Annotated in this window: 17 protein-coding genes; 12 read left to right on the forward strand and 5 right to left on the reverse strand. The window is 68.4% G+C overall.

What is annotated here, in order from left to right:
* The first annotated feature begins 1 nt into the window (after window position 1).
* The 9 genes from nagZ to glmM all read left to right on the forward strand — a co-directional run bounded on the left by nagZ (window position 2) and on the right by glmM (window position 9,623).
* Window positions 2–1,000, forward strand: a complete 999-nt coding sequence (gene nagZ / locus NUW50_RS13140) for a beta-N-acetylhexosaminidase (protein WP_258289592.1) — start codon at window positions 2–4, stop codon at window positions 998–1,000.
* Window positions 997–1,797, forward strand: a complete 801-nt coding sequence (locus tag NUW50_RS13145) for a segregation and condensation protein A (protein WP_258289593.1) — start codon at window positions 997–999, stop codon at window positions 1,795–1,797. The genes nagZ and NUW50_RS13145 overlap by 4 nt, the downstream gene beginning before the upstream one ends.
* Window positions 1,790–2,458, forward strand: a complete 669-nt coding sequence (gene scpB, locus NUW50_RS13150) for an SMC-Scp complex subunit ScpB (RefSeq protein WP_258289594.1) — start codon at window positions 1,790–1,792, stop codon at window positions 2,456–2,458. The genes NUW50_RS13145 and scpB overlap by 8 nt, the downstream gene beginning before the upstream one ends.
* Before the next feature lie 31 nt (window positions 2,459–2,489).
* A complete protein-coding gene (locus NUW50_RS13155) occupies window positions 2,490–2,705 on the forward strand; it encodes a hypothetical protein (protein ID WP_258289595.1) in 216 nt (71 codons plus the stop codon).
* Window positions 2,706–2,810: 105 nt separating this feature from the next.
* Window positions 2,811–5,360, forward strand: coding sequence for a pyruvate, phosphate dikinase (locus NUW50_RS13160; protein ID WP_258289596.1), 2,550 nt, complete (start codon window positions 2,811–2,813; stop codon window positions 5,358–5,360).
* Between the two features lie 305 nt (window positions 5,361–5,665).
* On the forward strand, window positions 5,666–6,226 hold the full coding sequence (locus NUW50_RS13165) for a cell wall hydrolase (protein ID WP_258289597.1): 561 nt from the start codon (window positions 5,666–5,668) through the stop codon (window positions 6,224–6,226).
* Window positions 6,227–6,288: 62 nt separating this feature from the next.
* Complete coding sequence (locus tag NUW50_RS13170) at window positions 6,289–7,206, forward strand: dihydroneopterin aldolase (RefSeq protein ID WP_258289598.1); 918 nt, start codon at window positions 6,289–6,291, stop codon at window positions 7,204–7,206.
* Between the two features lie 33 nt (window positions 7,207–7,239).
* A complete protein-coding gene (folP, locus tag NUW50_RS13175; protein WP_258289599.1) occupies window positions 7,240–8,280 on the forward strand; it encodes a dihydropteroate synthase in 1,041 nt (346 codons plus the stop codon).
* Window positions 8,277–9,623, forward strand: a complete 1,347-nt coding sequence (glmM, locus tag NUW50_RS13180; RefSeq protein WP_258289600.1) for a phosphoglucosamine mutase — start codon at window positions 8,277–8,279, stop codon at window positions 9,621–9,623. Before folP ends, glmM begins: the two co-directional genes overlap by 4 nt.
* A gap of 151 nt (window positions 9,624–9,774) precedes the next feature.
* On the opposite strand, the gene ilvC is transcribed toward glmM, so the two are convergent.
* The gene (gene ilvC / locus NUW50_RS13185) at window positions 9,775–10,797 is read right to left on the reverse strand and encodes a ketol-acid reductoisomerase (protein ID WP_258289601.1); all 1,023 of its coding nucleotides are present in this window, start codon (window positions 10,795–10,797) and stop codon (window positions 9,775–9,777) included.
* A 130-nt stretch (window positions 10,798–10,927) separates the two neighbouring features.
* Here ilvC and NUW50_RS13190 point away from each other — a divergent pair, with 130 nt between their 5' ends.
* The gene (locus tag NUW50_RS13190; protein WP_258289602.1) at window positions 10,928–11,386 is read left to right on the forward strand and encodes an Lrp/AsnC family transcriptional regulator; all 459 of its coding nucleotides are present in this window, start codon (window positions 10,928–10,930) and stop codon (window positions 11,384–11,386) included.
* A complete protein-coding gene (locus NUW50_RS13195) occupies window positions 11,383–11,838 on the forward strand; it encodes an Lrp/AsnC family transcriptional regulator (RefSeq protein WP_258289603.1) in 456 nt (151 codons plus the stop codon). Before NUW50_RS13190 ends, NUW50_RS13195 begins: the two co-directional genes overlap by 4 nt.
* 6 nt (window positions 11,839–11,844) lie before the next feature.
* Here NUW50_RS13195 and NUW50_RS13200 read toward each other — a convergent pair whose 3' ends face one another.
* Both NUW50_RS13200 and NUW50_RS13205 read right to left on the reverse strand, forming a co-directional pair.
* Window positions 11,845–13,041, reverse strand: a complete 1,197-nt coding sequence (locus tag NUW50_RS13200; RefSeq protein ID WP_258289604.1) for an FAD-dependent monooxygenase — start codon at window positions 13,039–13,041, stop codon at window positions 11,845–11,847.
* A gap of 9 nt (window positions 13,042–13,050) precedes the next feature.
* The gene (locus tag NUW50_RS13205) at window positions 13,051–13,716 is read right to left on the reverse strand and encodes a pyrimidine 5'-nucleotidase (protein WP_258289605.1); all 666 of its coding nucleotides are present in this window, start codon (window positions 13,714–13,716) and stop codon (window positions 13,051–13,053) included.
* A 95-nt stretch (window positions 13,717–13,811) separates the two neighbouring features.
* Between NUW50_RS13205 and NUW50_RS13210 the strand changes: the two genes are divergently transcribed.
* Complete coding sequence (locus NUW50_RS13210) at window positions 13,812–14,462, forward strand: GntR family transcriptional regulator (RefSeq protein ID WP_258289606.1); 651 nt, start codon at window positions 13,812–13,814, stop codon at window positions 14,460–14,462.
* On the opposite strand, the gene NUW50_RS13215 is transcribed toward NUW50_RS13210, so the two are convergent.
* Both NUW50_RS13215 and carA read right to left on the reverse strand, forming a co-directional pair.
* Window positions 14,414–16,381: a glycosyltransferase family 2 protein gene (locus NUW50_RS13215; protein WP_258289607.1), complete on the reverse strand. Its 1,968-nt coding sequence runs from the start codon at window positions 16,379–16,381 to the stop codon at window positions 14,414–14,416. The two genes, NUW50_RS13210 and NUW50_RS13215, sit on opposite strands and share 49 nt — an antisense overlap.
* A gap of 156 nt (window positions 16,382–16,537) precedes the next feature.
* The gene (carA, locus tag NUW50_RS13220) at window positions 16,538–17,716 is read right to left on the reverse strand and encodes a glutamine-hydrolyzing carbamoyl-phosphate synthase small subunit (RefSeq protein WP_258289608.1); all 1,179 of its coding nucleotides are present in this window, start codon (window positions 17,714–17,716) and stop codon (window positions 16,538–16,540) included.
* Window positions 17,717–17,863: the final 147 nt, after the last annotated feature.

Raw genomic sequence — 17,863 nt, forward strand, 5'->3', positions numbered from 1 at the left:
GATGGTCGCGGCCTGCATCCTGGCCCCGGAAGGTCCCCGGCTGACCCCGCAGGACAAGGCCCGATTCCGCGCTCTCGATCCCTGGGGCTTCATCCTCTTTGCCCGGAACGTCGAGGATCCCGCGCAGCTTTCCGCGCTGACCTCCGATCTGCGCGACTCCGTCGGCCGCGATTGTCCGGTTCTGGTGGATCAGGAAGGCGGCCGGGTGCAGCGCCTGCGGGCCCCGCATTGGCGCGAATGGGTGCCGCCGCTGGATCAGGTCGAGTCGGCGGGCGAGGACGCGGCGCGGATGATGTTCCTGCGCGGTGCCCTGATCGGGGCCGAACTGCGCGGTGTCGGGATCGACACCGACTGCGCCCCCTGCGCCGATGTGGCCAGTGCCGCGACGCATCCCTTCCTGCGCAACCGCTGCTATGGCGAGGCTCCCGATGTCGTTGTCCATATGGCGCGGGCGATGGCGGCGGGGCTGCTGGCCGGGGGGTGCCTGCCGGTGATGAAGCATCTTCCCGGACATGGCGCCGCGACGGTGGACAGCCACCTGCATCTGCCGGTGGTGGGCGAGGACCGCGCCACCCTGCGGGCCCGCGACTTTGCGCCCTTCGCGGCGCTGGCGGACCTGCCGATGGCGATGACCGCGCATGTCGTCTATCCGGCCTTCGACGATGCCGCCCCGGCCACCCAGTCGCGCGAGATGCTGCATCTGATCCGGGGCGAGATCGGCTTTCAGGGCCTGGTGATGACGGACGACATCTCGATGGAGGCGCTGAGCGGCGATCTCGACCAGCGGACCCGGGCCGCGATCGCGGCGGGCTGCGATCTGGTGCTCTACTGCAAGGGCGAGCCGTCGGAATGCGAGCTGGTCACCGCCGCCGCCGGGCCGCTGACCGGACAGGCGCTGAGCCGGGCCGAGGCCGCCCTGGCCGCGCGTCCCGCCGGTCCGACGCTTGACATCGAAGCCGCCGAGGACGAGTTTCTCGCACTTCAGCAGGGCGGCGGATGACCGGGACCGAAGACTTCGAGGACGCGGGAGACCGCGGAGAGCGGGTGCGCGACCGGCTGGATGCCGAGGCGCTGATCGTCGATGTCGATGGCTGGGAGGGGCCGCTGGACCTTCTGCTGACCCTGTCGCGCAGCCAGAAGGTCGATCTGCGGAAGATTTCGGTGCTGCAGCTGGCCGAGCAATATCTGGGCTTCATCGACCGGGCCCGCGACCTGCGGCTGGAGCTGGCGGCGGACTATCTGGTGATGGCGGCCTGGCTGGCGTTCCTGAAGTCGCGCCTGCTGCTGCCCCCCGATCCCGCCGACGAAGGCCCTTCGGGCGAAGAGATGGCCGCGCATCTGGCCTTCCAGCTGGAACGCCTGGAGGCGATGCGCGAGGTCTCGGCGCGGCTGATGGGGCGCGATCAGAAGGGCCGCGACTTCTTCGTGCGCGGGGTGCCCGAGGATGTTCAGGCGGTGCGGCGGGTCACCTACACGGCGACGCTTCTCGACCTGATGCAGGCCTATGCGCGGATTCGGACCCGCGACGAGTTCCGCCCCTATGCGATGGATCGCGATCATTTCTTCACCATGGATCAGGCGCTGGACAGGATGCGCGGGCTGATCGGCTTTGCCGGTGACTGGACCACGCTGGAGAGCTATCTGCCCGAAGGCTGGGAGGTCGATCCGGCCCGCCGCCGCTCGGCGACAGCGGCCACTTTCGCCGCTTCGCTGGAACTGACGAAAGCCGGAACAATCGAGCTTCGGCAAGGCGAGATGTTCGCGCCGATCCAGATCAGGAAACGGCCAAATGTCTGAAGAGCAAGAAGAAAGCCTGTTCAAGGCACCGCCGCTGGCAGAGCAGGAACGGATGGTCGAGGCCATCCTCTTTGCCACTGCCGAACCGGTCAGCCTGGCGGAAATGAACGCCCGTATGCCGCATGGCTCGGATGCTTCCGAAGCGGTGCGGCTGCTCCAGCGCCGCTACGAGGGGCGCGGGGTGAATGTGGTGCGGGTCGGCGACAACTGGGCGGTGCGCACCGCGCCGGACCTGGGCTTCCTGATGCGCAAGGAAACGGTCGAGACCCGCAAGCTCAGCCGCGCCGCGATCGAGACCCTGGCGATCATCGCCTATCATCAGCCCGCCACCCGGGCCGAGATCGAGGAAATCCGCGGCGTCTCGGTCTCGCGTGGGACCATCGACCAGCTGATCGAACTGGGCTGGATCCGCTTCGGCCGCCGCAAGATGACCCCGGGCCGTCCGGTGACCTTTGTCGTGACCGAGGAATTCCTGGACCATTTCGGGCTGGAGAACGCCCGCGACCTGCCGGGGCTGAAGGAACTGCGGGCCTCCGGGCTGCTGGAAAGCCGGCCCTTCCCGGGCAGCAACGGGCCGGGGGAGGACGACGAGGCGGCGGACGCCGAAGAGGGCGAAGACCTGGAACAGGGCGAAATGTTCGACGGTCAGGGCCCGGCGTGATAGGCTGCCCCCGGGGGCGAAGGAGCAGGACATGAACATACTCGATTACCTCCTCCGCACGGTGATGCGCCAGTTGGTCAACCGTGGCGTCAAGGCCGGGATCGACCGCGCCGCGGGCGGCCGGAAGGCCCGCGACGGGGCGGCCAGGGACATGACCCCGGAAGAGCGCCGCCAGGCCAAGGAGGCCCGGCAGACTGCCCGGCGGGCCAGGCAGGCCGCGAAACTGAGCCGCCGAATGATGCGCTGACGTTGCGGCGCCGCGTCTAGACGGAACGGAATCCGGCTGAAACGCTGCTTTGTATTGCGCCGCAGCAAGCAGGGACTATTCTCGGCTGCAGCGAGGTATGCTGCATTGCAGAAACACGTCGACACCACCGCGTATCTGCGGATCACGCCCGACGCGGCGATCACGACCAAGGCGCATGGCGGCCGGGCGAAGTGTCTGCAGCGTCTGGTGCGGCTGGACCTGCCGGTGCCCGAGACCCTGGCGCTGCCCTTCGACATGGTCGAGCGGATCGCCGCCGGGCAGATGCCCGATACCCGGGCCATGCTGGCCTGCCTGAACGGTGTCGGGCTGGTCTCGGTCCGGCCGTCCTCGGAGGATCCGGACTGGGGCGGGCCGGGGGCGATGCTGAATATCGGCATGAACCAGGCGCTGCATGCCGAGTTGTCCAGAACCTTGGGCGTCGAGGCGGCTGACCAGCTCTATGTTCGATTTATCCAAGCCTACGCGGTTCATGTCGCCCGGCTGGACCCGGAAATGTTCGATTCCGCCAAGGCCGATGGGGTCCTGACCCCGGCCGAAGCGCTCCGCGCCTATGAGCTCGAGACCGACGAGGCCTTTCCGCAGGACCCGGCGGTGCAACTGGCCGAGGTTCTGCGTTCGATGGCGCGGGCCTGGGCCGGAACCTCGGCTCGGCTGCTGCGGATGGCGCGCGGCGCCCCGGCGGATGCGGGGCTTGGGCTGGTCGTGCAGGCGATGGCCCTGGGCCTCGGCCGTCCGGAAAGCGGTGCCGGGGTGATCCAGTTCGCCGATCCGGTGACCGGAGAGCCGCAGATAACCGGGCGCTATCGCAGCCAGGCGCAGGGACGCGACGCGCTGACCGGCGAGGGCGCGCTCTATCTGACCCGCGACCCGCGCGGCCCCTCGTTCGAAGAGCTGTGCCCCGAGGCCTATGCCGACCTCCTGCGTTATGGCAGCCTTATCCGGTCCCGGCTGCGCGAAGAAATGCAGATCGAATTCACCATCGAGAACAACAGGTTGCATGTTCTCGATGCGGTGCGGATCGGGCGGTCCGCGCGGGCGGCGCTGAAGATCGCGGTGCGGCTGGCCGAGGATGGCTGCATTCCGAAGACCGAGGCCGTGCTGCGGATTCCGCCGCGGGCCCTGACCGAACTGCTGCACCGTCAGGTCGATCCGCGCGGTGCCCGGGACGTGGCGATCACCGGCATCGCCGCCAGCCCCGGGGGGGCGGTCGGACGGATCGTGCTTTCCTCGTCCGCGGCGCAGGCCAGTGCGGCCCAGGGCGAGCCCTGCATATTGGTGCGCCGCGAAACCACGCCCGAGGACGTGCGCGGGATGCATGTCGCTGCCGGTGTGTTGACCGAGAAGGGCGGGATGACCAGCCATGCCGCGGTCATCGCCCGGGGTCTGGGCCTGCCCTGCGTGGTCGGCGCCCGTGGCCTGCGCTTCGTCCCCCGTGACCGCTCGGTGAAGACCGCCGACGGGCGGGTGTTTAGGGAAGGCGACATCATCACGCTCGACGGCTCGACCGGCGAGGTGCTGGCCGGTGCCGCGCAGATGCTGGCGCCGGCGCTGGACGGGGCCTTCCGTTCGTTGCTGTCCTGGGCCGACGAGGTGCGCGACATCGGCATCCGCGCCAATGCCGACACCCCCGCCGATGCCCAGACCGCCCGGATGTTCGAGGCCGAGGGGATCGGCCTGTGTCGGACCGAGCACATGTTCTTCGAGGAAGACCGGCTGACGGTGATGCGCGAAATGATCTTTGCCGACAAGGCCGAGGATCGCCGCGCCGTGCTCGAACGGCTGCTGCCCATGCAGCGCGAGGATTTTACAAGGCTCTTCAGCATCATGCAGGGGATGCCGGTCTGCATCCGGCTGTTCGATCCGCCGCTGCACGAATTCCTGCCGTCCGAACGCGACGGGATGCGCGAACTGGCCGAGGCGCTGGCGCTGCCGCTGGCCGATGTCACGGCACGGGTCGATGCGCTGTCGGAATTCAACCCGATGCTGGGGATGCGCGGTGTCCGGCTGGGCATCGTGATGCCCGAGATCTACGACATGCAGGCCCGGGCCATCTTCGAGGCGACGATCGAGGCCAGCCGTCTGGGCGAGCCGGTGGTGCCCGAAATCATGATCCCGCTGGTCTCGGCCCGGCGCGAGGTCGAACTGGTCAAGTCACGGATCGACGCGGTCGCCGCCGAGGTCCGGAATGCCAAACGCGCCAGTTTCACCTATCGGCTTGGCGTGATGGTCGAGACTCCGCGCGCCGCGCTGCGGGCCGGAGAGATCGCGCGCCATGCCGATTTCCTGTCCTTCGGCACCAATGACCTGACCCAGATGACCTATGGCCTGTCGCGCGATGATGCCGGCCGGTTCATGGCGGCCTATGTCAGCCAGGGCGTCTTCGGGGAAGACCCGTTCCACCAGCTCGACACCGAAGGGGTGGGCGAGCTGCTGAAGATCGGGGCCGAACGCGGACGCGAGTCGAAGCCGGATATCACCGTCGCCCTCTGCGGCGAACACGGCGGCAACCCCGAGTCCATCGGCTTTTGTCGGGCGGCCGGCTTCGATTATGTCTCCTGTTCGCCCTATCGCGTTCCGGTTGCGCGGCTGGCGGCGGCACAACTGGCGCTCCTGGAGCCGAAAAATCCAAGGTAGCTGTCCGTAAGGTGTTGAAATCATTCATTGCGGGAACGATTCGAGAACTCGTTTCCTGACCCTGCGGAACGAGCGCTCTCCCGCTTGTCAAGTGCTTGTGAGAGCGAAAGCTGGACTCATGGTCGAATTTTGCAGTATGACCTCGCCTCGGAAACGGTGGCGTATCAGTGGCCCGTCGGTTTGGGCAATCTGCTAGGGGGTTAGCTTTGAAGTTTTTGGTGGGAGCGCTGCTTTGCGGCGCCTCGCTCGTATGCGCCGGCATGGCAGGCGCAGACGGGCGATTGAGCACTTCCAATGGTCCGGCATTGGAACCTGCAGCACAGATCGCCGATCTGCTGGGCCGGGATCATGCCTCTCTGATGGCCGCGATGCCGCTTGTGATGCAGCAGCAGGTGGTGCGCGAGGCCGGGCCGAAGGGCAAGGTGGGACGGATCTCCTATGATCCGGAATGGATCGCGGCACAGCCCCACGCCACCGGCGGTGCCGAGTTCAAATGCCTGGCCGAGGCGCTGTATTTCGAGGCCCGGGGCGAGACGGTCAAGGGCCAGGTCGCGGTGGCCGAGGTGATCCTGAACCGGCGCGACTCCGGACTCTATCCGAATTCGGTCTGCGGCGTGGTCGGGCAGGGGGCCGGACGCCGCCATGCCTGCCAGTTCTCGTACAAGTGCGACGGTCATGCCGATGTGATCCGGGAAAAGGCCGCCTATGAGCGGGTGGCGAAGATCGCCAAGCTGATGCTCGCGGGCGCACCCCGGACCCTGACCCATGGCGCGATGTATTACCACAACGGAACCGTGCACCCGTCCTGGGCCCGGCGCTTTGCCCTGACGGCGAAGATCGGCACGCACCGCTTCTACCGCCGCTAGGGTCGTTCCGGGCGTGGCAATCCGGTCGCCGACCGGCTAAGTCGGGCGCCGAGGAGGCGCCGATGCCGAGTGAGACCGCCCAGGCCTTCGGGCCACCCGAAATGCGTGCCGAAGCCACGGCCAGCGGCCCCGCCGACCGCATCTCGCTGCGCGACCATGTCGTGGAGGCCGAGATCGGCGCCTTTCAGGAAGAACGCGGCCGCCGGCAGCGGCTGGCCTTCAATGTCGTGGTCGAGGTCGTGCCCCTGGCGCCGCCGTTCGACGACGACGTCGATCGCATCCTGAGCTATGACACGATCACCGAGGCGATTGCCGCCGAATTGGGGGCCGAGCGGATCAATCTGCTGGAAACCCTGGCCGGGCGGATCGCGGAACGGATCCTGGCCCGCCCGCAGGCGCTGCGGGTCTTTGTCCGGGTCGAGAAGCTGGACCGTGGGCCGGGGGCCCTGGGTGTCGAGATCGTCCGCGGCCGCGAGCATCTGCCGGGCCGGCCCGAGCCGGTCGGGCCCACGCCGCGCGTGGTGTTCCTGGCGCCCGAGGCGGTGGCCAGCCCGCTGCTGACCGGCTGGCTCGACCAGCTGGAAGCGTCCGGCCCGGCCTCGGTGCTTTGCGTCGGAGCCGAAGGCAACCGACCGCAGGCCATCGAAGCGCTGGCGCAGCGGCGGATCGACCTGCTGGCGATCGAGCAGGCCGCCTGGGTCCTGGCGGCCCGGGATAGGCGCTGCGTGGTGGTCGGTTCACGGACCGAGATGGACCATGCGGTGAAGCATCACCAGATCGTGGTCTGGGCGCCGTCGAAGCTGGTGCTGGACACGCCGCGCGGTGTCGAGGCCGATCCGCGCGATCCGGTCGGGCTGGCGCTATGGCTGGCGCAGGAACTGGGGGCGGTGGATGTGCTGCTGATCGGCGCCGAGGCGCCACCGGAGGTGCCGGGGCTGACCCTGCGCAGCCGCCCCGCGACGGAGGCGACACTTGACTGATCCCGCATTCGACCGCTTCGGGAGGATTGCAGCATGACACTCTATTACCGTCCGATCCCGATGACAGACCCGGCCCGGCCGGCCGACTCGCAGCTATTGGCGGGGGGCTGGTGCTGGTTCGACCGGGTCGAAGTCCTGGCCCGCGAAGCCGCGCCCGAAATCATCGGCTGGGAGGAGACGCCGGCCGAGGTTCTGGCACGACTGACGGCGCCGCGCCCGCCGGTCGTGGGGCTGGACATGGACCGGCCGCGGCTGATGGGAATCCTGAACGTGACGCCCGACAGCTTTTCCGACGGCGGGCTCTATCTGGCGCCCGAGGCGGCGCTGGCCCGGGCCCGCCGCATGGCCGGGGAGGGGGCCGATCTGCTGGACATCGGTGGCGAAAGCACGCGCCCCGGCGCGGCCCTGGTGCCCGAAGCCGAGGAGATCGCCCGCACCGCGCCGGTGATCGCCGGGTTGCAGGGGCAGGGCCTGCCGCCGATCTCGATCGACACCCGCAAGGCCGGGGTGGCGCGGGCGGCGCTGGACGCCGGGGCGGCGATGCTGAACGATGTTTCGGCTTTGAGCTTCGATCCCGGAATGGCCGCCTGCGCCGCCACCTCGGGCGTGCCGATCTGCCTGATGCATGCCCAGGGCGACCCCGAAACCATGCAGGCCGCGCCGCGTTATGACGACGTTCTGCTGGATGTCTACGACCATCTGGCGGCGCGGATCGCGGTGGCCGAGGCTGCCGGAATCGCCCGGAAGAACATCGTCGTCGATCCCGGCATCGGCTTTGGCAAGACCCAGGAGCACAATCTGGCGCTGCTGGCCCGTTTGTCGCTGTTCCACGGTCTGGGCGTTCCGGTGCTGCTGGGCGTCAGCCGCAAACGTTTCATCGGCGTGATCGGAGATGCGCCGGAACCCGCCGACAGGATGCCCGGATCCCTGGCTCTGGCCCTTGGCGCGGTGGCACAGGGGGTTCAGATCCTGCGGGTCCATGATATTTTGCCCAGCAGGCAGGGCCTCGCGCTCTGGCAGGCCGCAATCCGCGGACAGGCCGGACAGGCGACAGGCAGGGAAAGCGCAGGATGACCAGAACACTCTTCGGCACCGACGGGGTGCGCGGAACGGCCAACAGCTATCCGATGACCGCCGAGATGGCGCTTCGGCTCGGGGCGGCGGCAGGCCGGTTCTTCCGGCAGGATGGCGGTTCGACCCGGCACCGGGTGCTGATCGGCAAGGATACCCGCCGCTCGGGCTACATGCTCGAGAATGCCCTGACGGCGGGGCTGACCTCGACCGGAATGAATGTACTGCTGACCGGCCCGTTGCCGACCCCGGCGGTCGGCTTTCTGACCCGCTCGATGCGGGCCGATCTGGGGATCATGATCTCGGCCAGCCACAACCCGCATGAGGACAACGGCATCAAGTTCTTCGGCCCCGACGGGTTCAAGCTCTCGGATGTCGCCGAGGCCGAGATCGAGGCGATGCTGAACGGCGATATCCGGCTGGCGGAGCCGTCGAAGATCGGCTCGGCCCGGCGGATCGAGGACGGTCGCGGCCGCTACGAGGAATTTGCCAAGACGACCTTCCCGCAGGGCACCCGCCTGGCCGGTCTGAAGGTGGTGATCGATTGCGCCAACGGCGCCGCCTACCGGGCCGCGCCGGAGGTGCTGTGGGAACTGGGGGCCGAGGTGATCCCCATCGGGATCACGCCCAACGGCATCAATATCAACGACAAATGCGGATCGACCCACACCGATGCGGCGGCCGAGGCGGTGCGGGCGCATGGCGCCGATGTCGGAATCTGCCTGGATGGCGATGCCGACCGGGTGATGATCCTGGACGAGAACGGACGGGTGGCCGATGGCGACCAGATCATGGCGCTGCTGGCCGGACGCTGGGCCGACGAGGGCCGGCTGAAGGGCGGCGCGCTGGTCGCCACGGTGATGTCGAACCTGGGGTTGGAACGGTACCTGGCCGGCCGCGGCCTGACGCTGGAACGGACCCCGGTCGGTGACCGCTATGTGGTCGAGCGGATGCGGGCCAAAGGGATGAACCTGGGCGGCGAGCAATCCGGACATATCGTGATGACCGATTTCGCCACCACCGGTGACGGGCTGGTTGCCGGGTTGCAGTTCCTGGCCGCCATGGTCGAGACCGGGCGCCCGGCCTCGGAACTGGTGCAGAACTTCGCTCCGGTGCCGCAGCTTCTGAAGAACGTGCGGTTTTCCGAAGGTGCCGAGCCGCTGGCGGCGGAGTCGGTCAAGGCGGTGATCGCCGATGCCGAGGGCATGCTGAACGGGGCCGGGCGGCTGCTGATCCGCAAATCGGGGACCGAGCCGCTGATCCGCGTGATGGCGGAATGCGAGGACGAGACGCTGTTGGCGCAGGTGGTGGACGGCATCGTCGAGGCGGTGGCGGCGGCCGGCTGAGCCCGCCGGCCAGCGCATGCGAAGGACCGGGTGCCGCCGCGAACCAGGTCCACCGGGCGTCCGGTGAGGATCGCGATCAAGACGCTGGACGCCGGGCTGTGCACCGCCTGATCGGCGACGCCCAGCCCGGCCATGATCCAGACTCAACGCATCAGTTGCGGGACTTGTCGACCATCTTGCCTTTGGAGATCCAGGGCATCATCGCGCGAAGCTTCTCGCCGACCTGCTCGATCTGGTGTTCGTCGTTCAGGCGGCGGGTGGCCTTGAACATCGGCTGGCCGACGGCGTTCTCCTGCATGAAGTCACGCACGAACTTGCCGGTCTGGATGTCGCGCAGGACTTCCTTCATGCGCTTCTTGGTCTCTTCATAGGGCAGGATCCGCGGGCCCGAGACGTATTCGCCATACTCGGCCGTGTTCGAGATCGAGTAGTTCATGTTGGCGATGCCGCCTTCGTAGATCAGGTCGACGATCAGCTTCACCTCGTGCAGGCACTCGAAATAGGCCATTTCCGGTTCGTATCCGGCTTCGACCAGGGTTTCGAAGCCCATGCGGATGAGTTCCACGAGGCCACCGCAGAGCACGGCCTGCTCACCGAAGAGGTCGGTTTCGCATTCCTGGCGGAAGTTGGTCTCGATGATGCCGGAACGGCCGCCGCCGATGCCCGAGCAGTAGGAGAGTCCGAGTTCCATCGCCTTGCCGCTGGCATCCTGATGCACCGCAACCAGGCAGGGCACGCCGCCGCCCTTGACGTATTCGCCGCGCACGGTGTGCCCGGGGCCTTTCGGGGCCATCATGATGACATCGACGCCGGGCTTCGGCTCGATCAGGCCGAAATGGACGTTGAGGCCGTGGGCAAAGGCGATCGCCGCACCTTCACGCAGGTTGTCATGGACGTATTTCTTGTAGGTCTCGGCCTGCAGCTCGTCGGGCATGGTGAACATGATCAGGTCGCACCAGGCGGCGGCTTCGGCGATGCCCATCACCTTCAGGCCTTCGCCTTCGGCCTTCTTGGCCGAGGGAGAGCCCTCGCGCAGCGCAACGACAAGGTTCTTGGCGCCCGAGTCGCGCAGGTTCAGCGCATGGGCATGGCCCTGGCTGCCATAGCCGAGGATGGCGACCTTCTTGTCCTTGATGAAATTGATATCGCAGTCACGGTCGTAGTAGACGCGCATGGCCGAGTCCTTCCTTGGGTTTCGTTGCCAGCTTGATATCGGGGAATTCGGCTGAGTTTTCTGCAAACTTCACATTTCAGCGGCAGTATGCGAAGTATCTATTCGATATATCCGGAAAAATGCAGATTTCATGCAGCCCGATGATACCGACCGCCGCATCCTGCGCCGCCTGCTGGCCGAGCCGGGGCTGAGCACCGCCGACCTGGCCGAACGCGCCGGGGTCACGCCGGCCACCTGCGGGCGGAGGCTGGAAAAGCTGCGCGCGGCGGGAATCCTGAAGGGCATCCGGGCCCGGATCGACTGGCAGGCCCTGGGCTGGGCGGTCGAGGTCTCGCTGCGGGTCACGCTGGACAAGACCGACCCGCGCGCCTTCGACGAGTTTCTTGCCGCCGCCCGCCAGGTGCCCGAGGTGCTGGAACTGCAGACGTTCCTCGGCCGCGTCGATGTCCGGCTGGTGATGATCGCCCGCGACATGGGCCATTACCAGCGGCTTTATCACGAGAAGATCCTGACCCTGCCGCATATCGCCGATCTCGAGGCGCTGATGCAGGTCGCCCGGATCAAGCCGGCGGGGACCTTGCCGCTATGAGTGATCTCGACCCCACCGACCGCGCCATCCTGCGGGCATTGGCCGAGGATGCCACCCTGACCTCGGCGGCACTTGGCCGGCGGCTGGGCGTTCCGCAGCCACAGGTCTGGCGTCGGATCAAGGCCCTGGAGGACTCCGGCGTGCTGGCAGGGGCCTGGGTCGATCTGGACCTGGAACGGTTGGGTCTGGGGGTGACGGTCTTCCTGGGCCTGAAGCTGGCGATCAAGGGCAGGGTCAGCCTGGAGGATTTCGAACGTGCGGTGACCGCAATTCCGGAGGTGATCGAGGTGCATCACGTCGTGGGGCACTACGATTACCGGCTGAGGATCGCGGCCCGCGACCTGCCGGATTTCGAACGTCTCCTGCGGCGCCGGATCATGACCCTGCCGGGCATGGGCGAGGTCGAGGCCAATGTGCTGCTGAGCGAGGAACGCCTGCCGGGGCCGCTGTGATCCGCGTCATGCGTCCTGACCCGGCGGGCCCATCCCGGCACGGATCAGCCCGCGCCGGATCGGCGCAACGTCATGGACCAGTTTCAGCCCGATCTGCCGCAACTCCTGCGCCAGCCGGTCGGGCGAGCGGGTGACCCGGTTGAACAGGTCGATGGCGATGGCGCGGGCGGCGATGTCGCGGCTGCGGCTGGCCTCGAAACGGGCCAGCACCGCGGCAGCGCCCGGGTCCGGCTGCCCGGCCATGGACTGCGCCAGCGCGGCGATATCCATCACCGAGGTGTTCAGCCCCTGCGCCCCGATCGGGGGCAGCACGTGCGCCGCCTCGGCGATCAGCGCCACCCGGCCCGAGGTGAGCGCCCGCGCCCGCTGCGAGACCACCGGCCAGAGTGCGCGCTCGGTCAGCAATTCCAGCGGCCCCAGCAAGCCGCCGCTGCGCCGGGTCGCCTCGGCGGCGAAGGGTTCGGGCGGCAGGGCGGCCAGTTCGGTGGCCCGGGGGCCGGGGTTCATCCAGACCACCGCCGAGGCCGGAACGCCCCCGGCATCGGGCAGCGGCACCATGGTGAAGGGGCCGCCGTCGAGATAGAGTTCGGTCGAGATACGGTCATGCGGCACCGGATGCGAAACCGCGAAGGCCAGCGCCTTCTGCCCGTAGCGCGTCACCGAAAGCTCGATCCCGGCGGCGTCGCGCATCGGCGAGGCCCGGCCATCCGCCGCCACCGCCAGACGCGCCCGCAGGCGGCGCCCGTCGGTGAGGCGGATCAGCACCTCGGTCGAGCGGTTGACCAGCGCGGCAAAGCCGCAGCCCCAGGCGATCTCGACCCCCGGCTGGCGTTCCAGATGGGCCAGAACCGCACCGCGCAGGGAATCGTTCATGAAGTTCCAGCCCAACGGCCCGGCGCTTGCCTGCGCGAACAGGCGCTCGGTCCGCACCGTGGGGGGCTCTCCGGCCAGATCGACGATCCGCAGCCCGTCCAGCGGTGTCGCCAGCGGGGCCAGCGCGGGCCACAGCCCGATCCGCTCGAACAGGGCCTGCGCCGGACGCAGGAAGGCGGTGGAGCGCAGGTCGCCGCGCCCGGCGGGCCCCGGCTTGGGGCCGGGATCGGCGACCAGCACCCGGAACCCCTCGGCCGCGAAGGTCGCCGCCGCGATCAGCCCGGCCGGACCGGCCCCGGCAAGGAATATGTCGATCTCTTCGCGTTCCATGTCCCGACCCTAGGGCCGCGGCGCGGTGTCGTCACGGCCTGTCAGCTGCGACAGAAAGGCGCCGAGGTCCGGGGCGTGGTGATGGACATGCGGAGCTTCGTGCCGGTCGGGATGGACATGGATGCAGGCCATGCCCATGTCATGCGGCACCGCCAGGTTGCGGGCGTCATCCTCGAACATCGCGGCGCGGGTCGGCTCGACCCCGGCGGCGCGGAACACAGCGTCGAAGGCGCCGCGCTCGGGCTTGGGCAGGAAGCCGGCATCCTCGATCCCGTACATGGCGTCGAACAGGCCGCCCAGGCCGCGCGCCTCGGTCACGCGCTCGGCATGCTGGCGCGAGCCGTTGGTATAGACGATCTTGCGGCCCGGCAGCGCCCGGATCGCCGCCGCCAGCGCCGCATCCGGTTCCAGCGCCGACAAGGGGATGTCATGCACATGGGTCAGATAGGGCGTCGGATCGACCCCGTGCTCTCGCATCAGCCCCGACAGGGTGGTGCCGTAGCTGCGCCAGTACTGCGCCCGCAGCCGGTCGGCCTCGTCCCGCGCCACACCCAGTTCCTGCATCACCCAGTCGGTCATCCGGACCTCGATCAGGTCGAAGAGCCGCGCCGAGGGCGGGTAGAGCGTGTTGTCGAGGTCGAAGACCCAATGGCTGACGTGATCCAGTTCCTGCATGGTCTCGGCTTATCTCCCGGCCGACGGAACGGCAAGGCGGCTTGCCCACCGGCGCAGGCTCTGCCACGGTCGCCCGGCAAGAGCGAGAGAGTCCCATGGCCGAGAAACAGACCGGACAGAGCGATGCCTATGAGCTGATTCTGGAAGCCATCGACAGGGGCGACTACCGGCCCGGCGACCGGCTGGTCGAGGTCGAACTGGCCGAGCGTTTCGGCGTCTCGCGAACCCCGATCCGCGAGGCGCTGCAGCGGCTCGAGACCCAGTCGATGCTGACCCGCGACGGACGCAGCCTGATCGTCGCCTCGCTGGATCACAACCAGATGGCCGAACTCTATGTCGTCCGGGCCGAACTGGAAGGGTTGGCGGCGCGGCTGGCGGCCCGGCACGCGACCCCGGAAGAGATACGGGTGCTGGCCGAGATGGTGGCCGAGGACCGCGCCCTGCTCGGCGATCCGGAGGCCCTGTCGCGGGCCAACCGGCGCTTTCACAGCCAGATCCACCGCGCCTCGCACAATGCCTTTCTGGTCCAGCAGCTTGGCCTTGTGCATCGCTCGATGGCGCTGCTTGCGACGACCTCGCTGGCGGTCGAAGGCCGTGGCGCCGCCGCCTTGGCCGAGCATGAACGGATCGTCGAGGCGATTGCCGCCGGCGACGGCGATACCGCGACCGAGGCCCTGAAGGCGCATATCTCGAAGGCCTACGAAACCAGGCTGCGTTCCGACGCGCGGCGGATCGAGACCTCCTGAGCCGCCGTGGGCCGCGCCAGGCCATGCGTGGTCTTTTCCCAGTAGAAGGGACGGGTCAGCGCCTGCGCCAGCGCCCGCCAGGCGGCAATGGTGCCGAGCGGGAAATAGAGATGGATCGCCGGCACCCAGATCGCCAGGCCGCGATGGTGCGTCATCCGCAGCGCGATCAGGGCAGAGGCCAGGTTGACCGCCTCGGCGATGAAGAACGTCAGCCCGAAGCCCAGGATCACGGGCCAGCCGAAGAGGGGCACCAGTGGATGACCCAGCCCCATCGGCAGGGCCCAGAACGACCACAGCAGCGGCGCCAGAAGATATTGCGACAACGTGCCCAGGAACAGCAGTTGCACGCCCCAGAACTGTCGCGGCCCCAGTTCGCGCCAGAGCGCCAGCGGATTGCGCATATGGGTGGCCCAGGTCATCGCATAGCCCTTCAGCCAGCGCGAGCGTTGCCGGACCCAGGGCCAGACCCGGCAATTCGCCTCTTCCCCGGTTACCGTACGGACCAGCCGGGTGCGCCAGCCGTGCCGGGCAAGGCGCAGTCCGAGATCGGCATCTTCGGTGACGTTCCAGGCGTCCCAGCCGCCGATGGTCTCCAGCGCCGCGCGCCGGAAGAACAGCGTCGTTCCGCCCAGCGGCACCACCAGCCCGAGCCGCGCCAGGCCGGGCAGCACCAGCCGGAACCAGGTCGCGTATTCGATGGTGAACAGCCGCGACAGCCAGTTCTGATGGGCGTTGTAATAGTCGAGTGAGCCCTGCAGGCAGACGACATCGGGCGGCGCATTGGCGAAACCGGCGGCGACGCGCTGCAACTGGTCCGGCTCGGGCGCGTCCTCGGCGTCGTAGATGCCGATCACCTCTCCCCGGCAGAGGCCAAGGGCATAGTTCAGCGCCCGCGGCTTGGTCTTGAGCTGTCCCGCCGGCACCTCGACCACCCGCATCCACCAGGGCAGTTCGGCCCGGGCGATGGCGGCGCGGGTCACGGAGTCGTTGGCTTCGGTGACCAGGCATATCTCGAGCCGCTCTTTCGGATAGCTCAGGGCGCCGAGCCGCCGGATCAGCCGCCCGGCGATTTCCGGCTCCCGGAACAGCGGCACCAGGATCGAGATCATCGGCAGGGCCGGGGATTGCCCGGCGTCGCCGATGCGCGAGCGGACCGGCGGCCCGCGTCGGTGGCTGCGGAACCGGGGCAGGGTGCGGCGGGTGTGCTGCAACGTGGTCCAGATCGCGACGATCTTGAAACCGGTCGTGGCGACCAGCGTGAAGACCGCCCAGAGCGTCAATGCCGCCAGGGTCCAGAGCGGGAACAGGAGTATCGGCAGCAGCACCAGCGCCAGAGCGGCCAGGGCCGGCCAGCCCGGCCGCCTGCGCTGCCAGACCCGGCAGCTTTCCTCGACGGGGATCCGGGTTTCGGCCCGCTCGGCCATCCGTCGGCTGCACGCCTTCAGCAGCGCGGCCTCGACCTCGGTTCTCTCGGCCAGCACGAGCCGGAAGGCGCCGAGCTTCGTGCGCAGCCTGTCGGCCTGCCGCAGGGCTTCGGCCGGGCGCGATGTCGCCAGAATCACGGCGCCGCCAGCCGGGCCGAGCGGCAGCAGGTTCATCGACAGGCAGAGGTCGATCCCCAACCGCTCGACCAGCGCCGAGTCGGCGGTCAGGCCGTCGCGCCGGACCGGGGCGGCGAGGGCCGCCGAGGTGGCGTCGAGAAGCCCGGCCTCGTCCAGCGGCCCCTCGGCCAGCAGGCTGTCGATGGTCGGAACACCGTGGTGCAGGCGGGCGGCGCGAATCCGGTCGATGGCCGGGCAGGGCAGCAGGCCGGTGCTCTGCAGATAGTCCAGCAGCCGCTCCTCGGCGGGGGGAAGCCCGGTGGCCAGGGGCGCCTGTGCCTCTGGCCGCAAGGCGCAGAACGTCCGCAGTCGGGCCATGGCGCCAGCCCCCGGCCATGGGCGCCGACTGGCGACCCGGGGCGCCGTCTCTGCCAGATTTCCGTCTTCCGACAGTCCGATCGTCACCACACCGGCCCCTCTTGCCCAGGACCGGGTCAGCTTGCTTGGGCCGGGTTAATGGGTGGTTAAGGAAACCTACCCTGCCGCGCGAACCGCCTGCCTGCGGGCGTCCATCGCCTCGGTGAACCGTTCGAACAGGTAGTAGCTGTCCTGCGGGCCGGGCGAGGCCTCGGGGTGATACTGCACCGAGAAGACCGGGCGGTCGGTCAGCTTGATGCCGCAGTTCGAGCCGTCGAACAGCGAGACATGGGTCTCGACCACCCCTTCGGGCAGCGACTGGCTGTCCACGGTGAAGCCGTGGTTCATCGAGGTGATTTCGACCTTGCCGGTTTGAAGGTCCTGCACCGGATGGTTGGCGCCGTGATGGCCGTGGTTCATCTTGATCGTGCGGGCGCCGAGCGCCAGCGCCAGCATCTGATGGCCGAGGCAGATGCCGAAGATCGGCACTTCGGCTTCGAGAACGCCCAGGATCGCCGGCACTGCATAGGTGCCGGTCGCCGCCGGGTCGCCGGGGCCGTTCGACAGGAACACGCCTTCCGGCTCCATCGCCAGGATCTCTTCCGCGGTCGCGGTGGCGGGCAGCACCGTCACTTCGCAGCCGGCGCTGGCCAGGCAGCGCAGGATGTTGCGCTTGGCGCCATAGTCGACCGCCACCACCTTTCGGCCCGGGCCTTCGCGTTTGGAATAGCCCTGCGGCCAGGCCCAACGCATCTCGTCCCAGCGATAGCTCTGCCTGCAGGAGACATCCTTGGCGAGGTCAAGCCCGACCAGCCCCGGAAAGGCGCGGGCCGCGGCGACCAGCGCCTCGATATCGAAATTGCCTTCCGGATCATGCGCCAGCGCCACATGCGGGGCGCCCTGCTGTCGGATCGCCCGGGTCAGGCGCCTTGTGTCGACGCCGCCGATCCCGATCCGGCCGTGCTTTTGCAGCCAGTCGGTCAGGTTGCCGGTGGCACGCCAGTTCGACGGCTCGGTCGGATCCCATTTCACGACCATGCCCTGGGCCACCGGAACGGCGGCCTCGTCATCGACTTCCGTGGTGCCGGTGTTGCCGATATGCGGGAAAGTGAAGGTGATGACCTGCCCGGCATAGGAGGGATCGGTCATGATTTCCTGATATCCGGTCATCGCCGTGTTGAAGCACAACTCGGCCGTGGTCTGGCCCGTGGCTCCGAAGCCGTGACCGAAGAAAAGGGTGCCGTCCGCCAATGCCAGACAAGCGGTTGGTCTCGCGTGGCCGCTGGCCGTGCCCATTGCCGACTCCCTTGCTGGATCGGCCGGAACCTACGGGGTCTCAGGCCCGGGGTCAAGCCAGAGGAAACAATCACCTTACGCAAGGTTTTCAGTGACTTACGCCTTGCATCAGGCATTGTCATGACACAGATGACGGCGTATTGTAGG

Source organism: Frigidibacter sp. ROC022 (assembly GCF_024723735.1).
Taxonomy (GTDB): Bacteria; Pseudomonadota; Alphaproteobacteria; order Rhodobacterales; family Rhodobacteraceae; genus SLM-1.

Excerpts from the sequence above, each read along its gene's own strand:
- nagZ (WP_258289592.1), top strand. The coding sequence starts at position 2 with ATGGTCGCGGCCTGCATCCTGGCCCCGGAAGGTCCCCGGCTGACCCCG.
- NUW50_RS13145 (WP_258289593.1), top strand. The coding sequence starts at position 997 with ATGACCGGGACCGAAGACTTCGAGGACGCGGGAGACCGCGGAGAGCGG.
- scpB (WP_258289594.1), top strand. The coding sequence starts at position 1,790 with ATGTCTGAAGAGCAAGAAGAAAGCCTGTTCAAGGCACCGCCGCTGGCA.
- NUW50_RS13155 (WP_258289595.1), top strand. The coding sequence starts at position 2,490 with ATGAACATACTCGATTACCTCCTCCGCACGGTGATGCGCCAGTTGGTC.
- NUW50_RS13170 (WP_258289598.1), top strand. The coding sequence starts at position 6,289 with ATGCCGAGTGAGACCGCCCAGGCCTTCGGGCCACCCGAAATGCGTGCC.
- folP (WP_258289599.1), top strand. The coding sequence starts at position 7,240 with ATGACACTCTATTACCGTCCGATCCCGATGACAGACCCGGCCCGGCCG.
- glmM (WP_258289600.1), top strand. The coding sequence starts at position 8,277 with ATGACCAGAACACTCTTCGGCACCGACGGGGTGCGCGGAACGGCCAAC.
- ilvC (WP_258289601.1), bottom strand. The coding sequence starts at position 10,797 with ATGCGCGTCTACTACGACCGTGACTGCGATATCAATTTCATCAAGGAC.
- NUW50_RS13190 (WP_258289602.1), top strand. The coding sequence starts at position 10,928 with ATGCAGCCCGATGATACCGACCGCCGCATCCTGCGCCGCCTGCTGGCC.
- NUW50_RS13195 (WP_258289603.1), top strand. The coding sequence starts at position 11,383 with ATGAGTGATCTCGACCCCACCGACCGCGCCATCCTGCGGGCATTGGCC.
- NUW50_RS13200 (WP_258289604.1), bottom strand. The coding sequence starts at position 13,041 with ATGGAACGCGAAGAGATCGACATATTCCTTGCCGGGGCCGGTCCGGCC.
- NUW50_RS13205 (WP_258289605.1), bottom strand. The coding sequence starts at position 13,716 with ATGCAGGAACTGGATCACGTCAGCCATTGGGTCTTCGACCTCGACAAC.
- NUW50_RS13210 (WP_258289606.1), top strand. The coding sequence starts at position 13,812 with ATGGCCGAGAAACAGACCGGACAGAGCGATGCCTATGAGCTGATTCTG.
- NUW50_RS13215 (WP_258289607.1), bottom strand. The coding sequence starts at position 16,381 with ATGGCCCGACTGCGGACGTTCTGCGCCTTGCGGCCAGAGGCACAGGCG.
- carA (WP_258289608.1), bottom strand. The coding sequence starts at position 17,716 with ATGGGCACGGCCAGCGGCCACGCGAGACCAACCGCTTGTCTGGCATTG.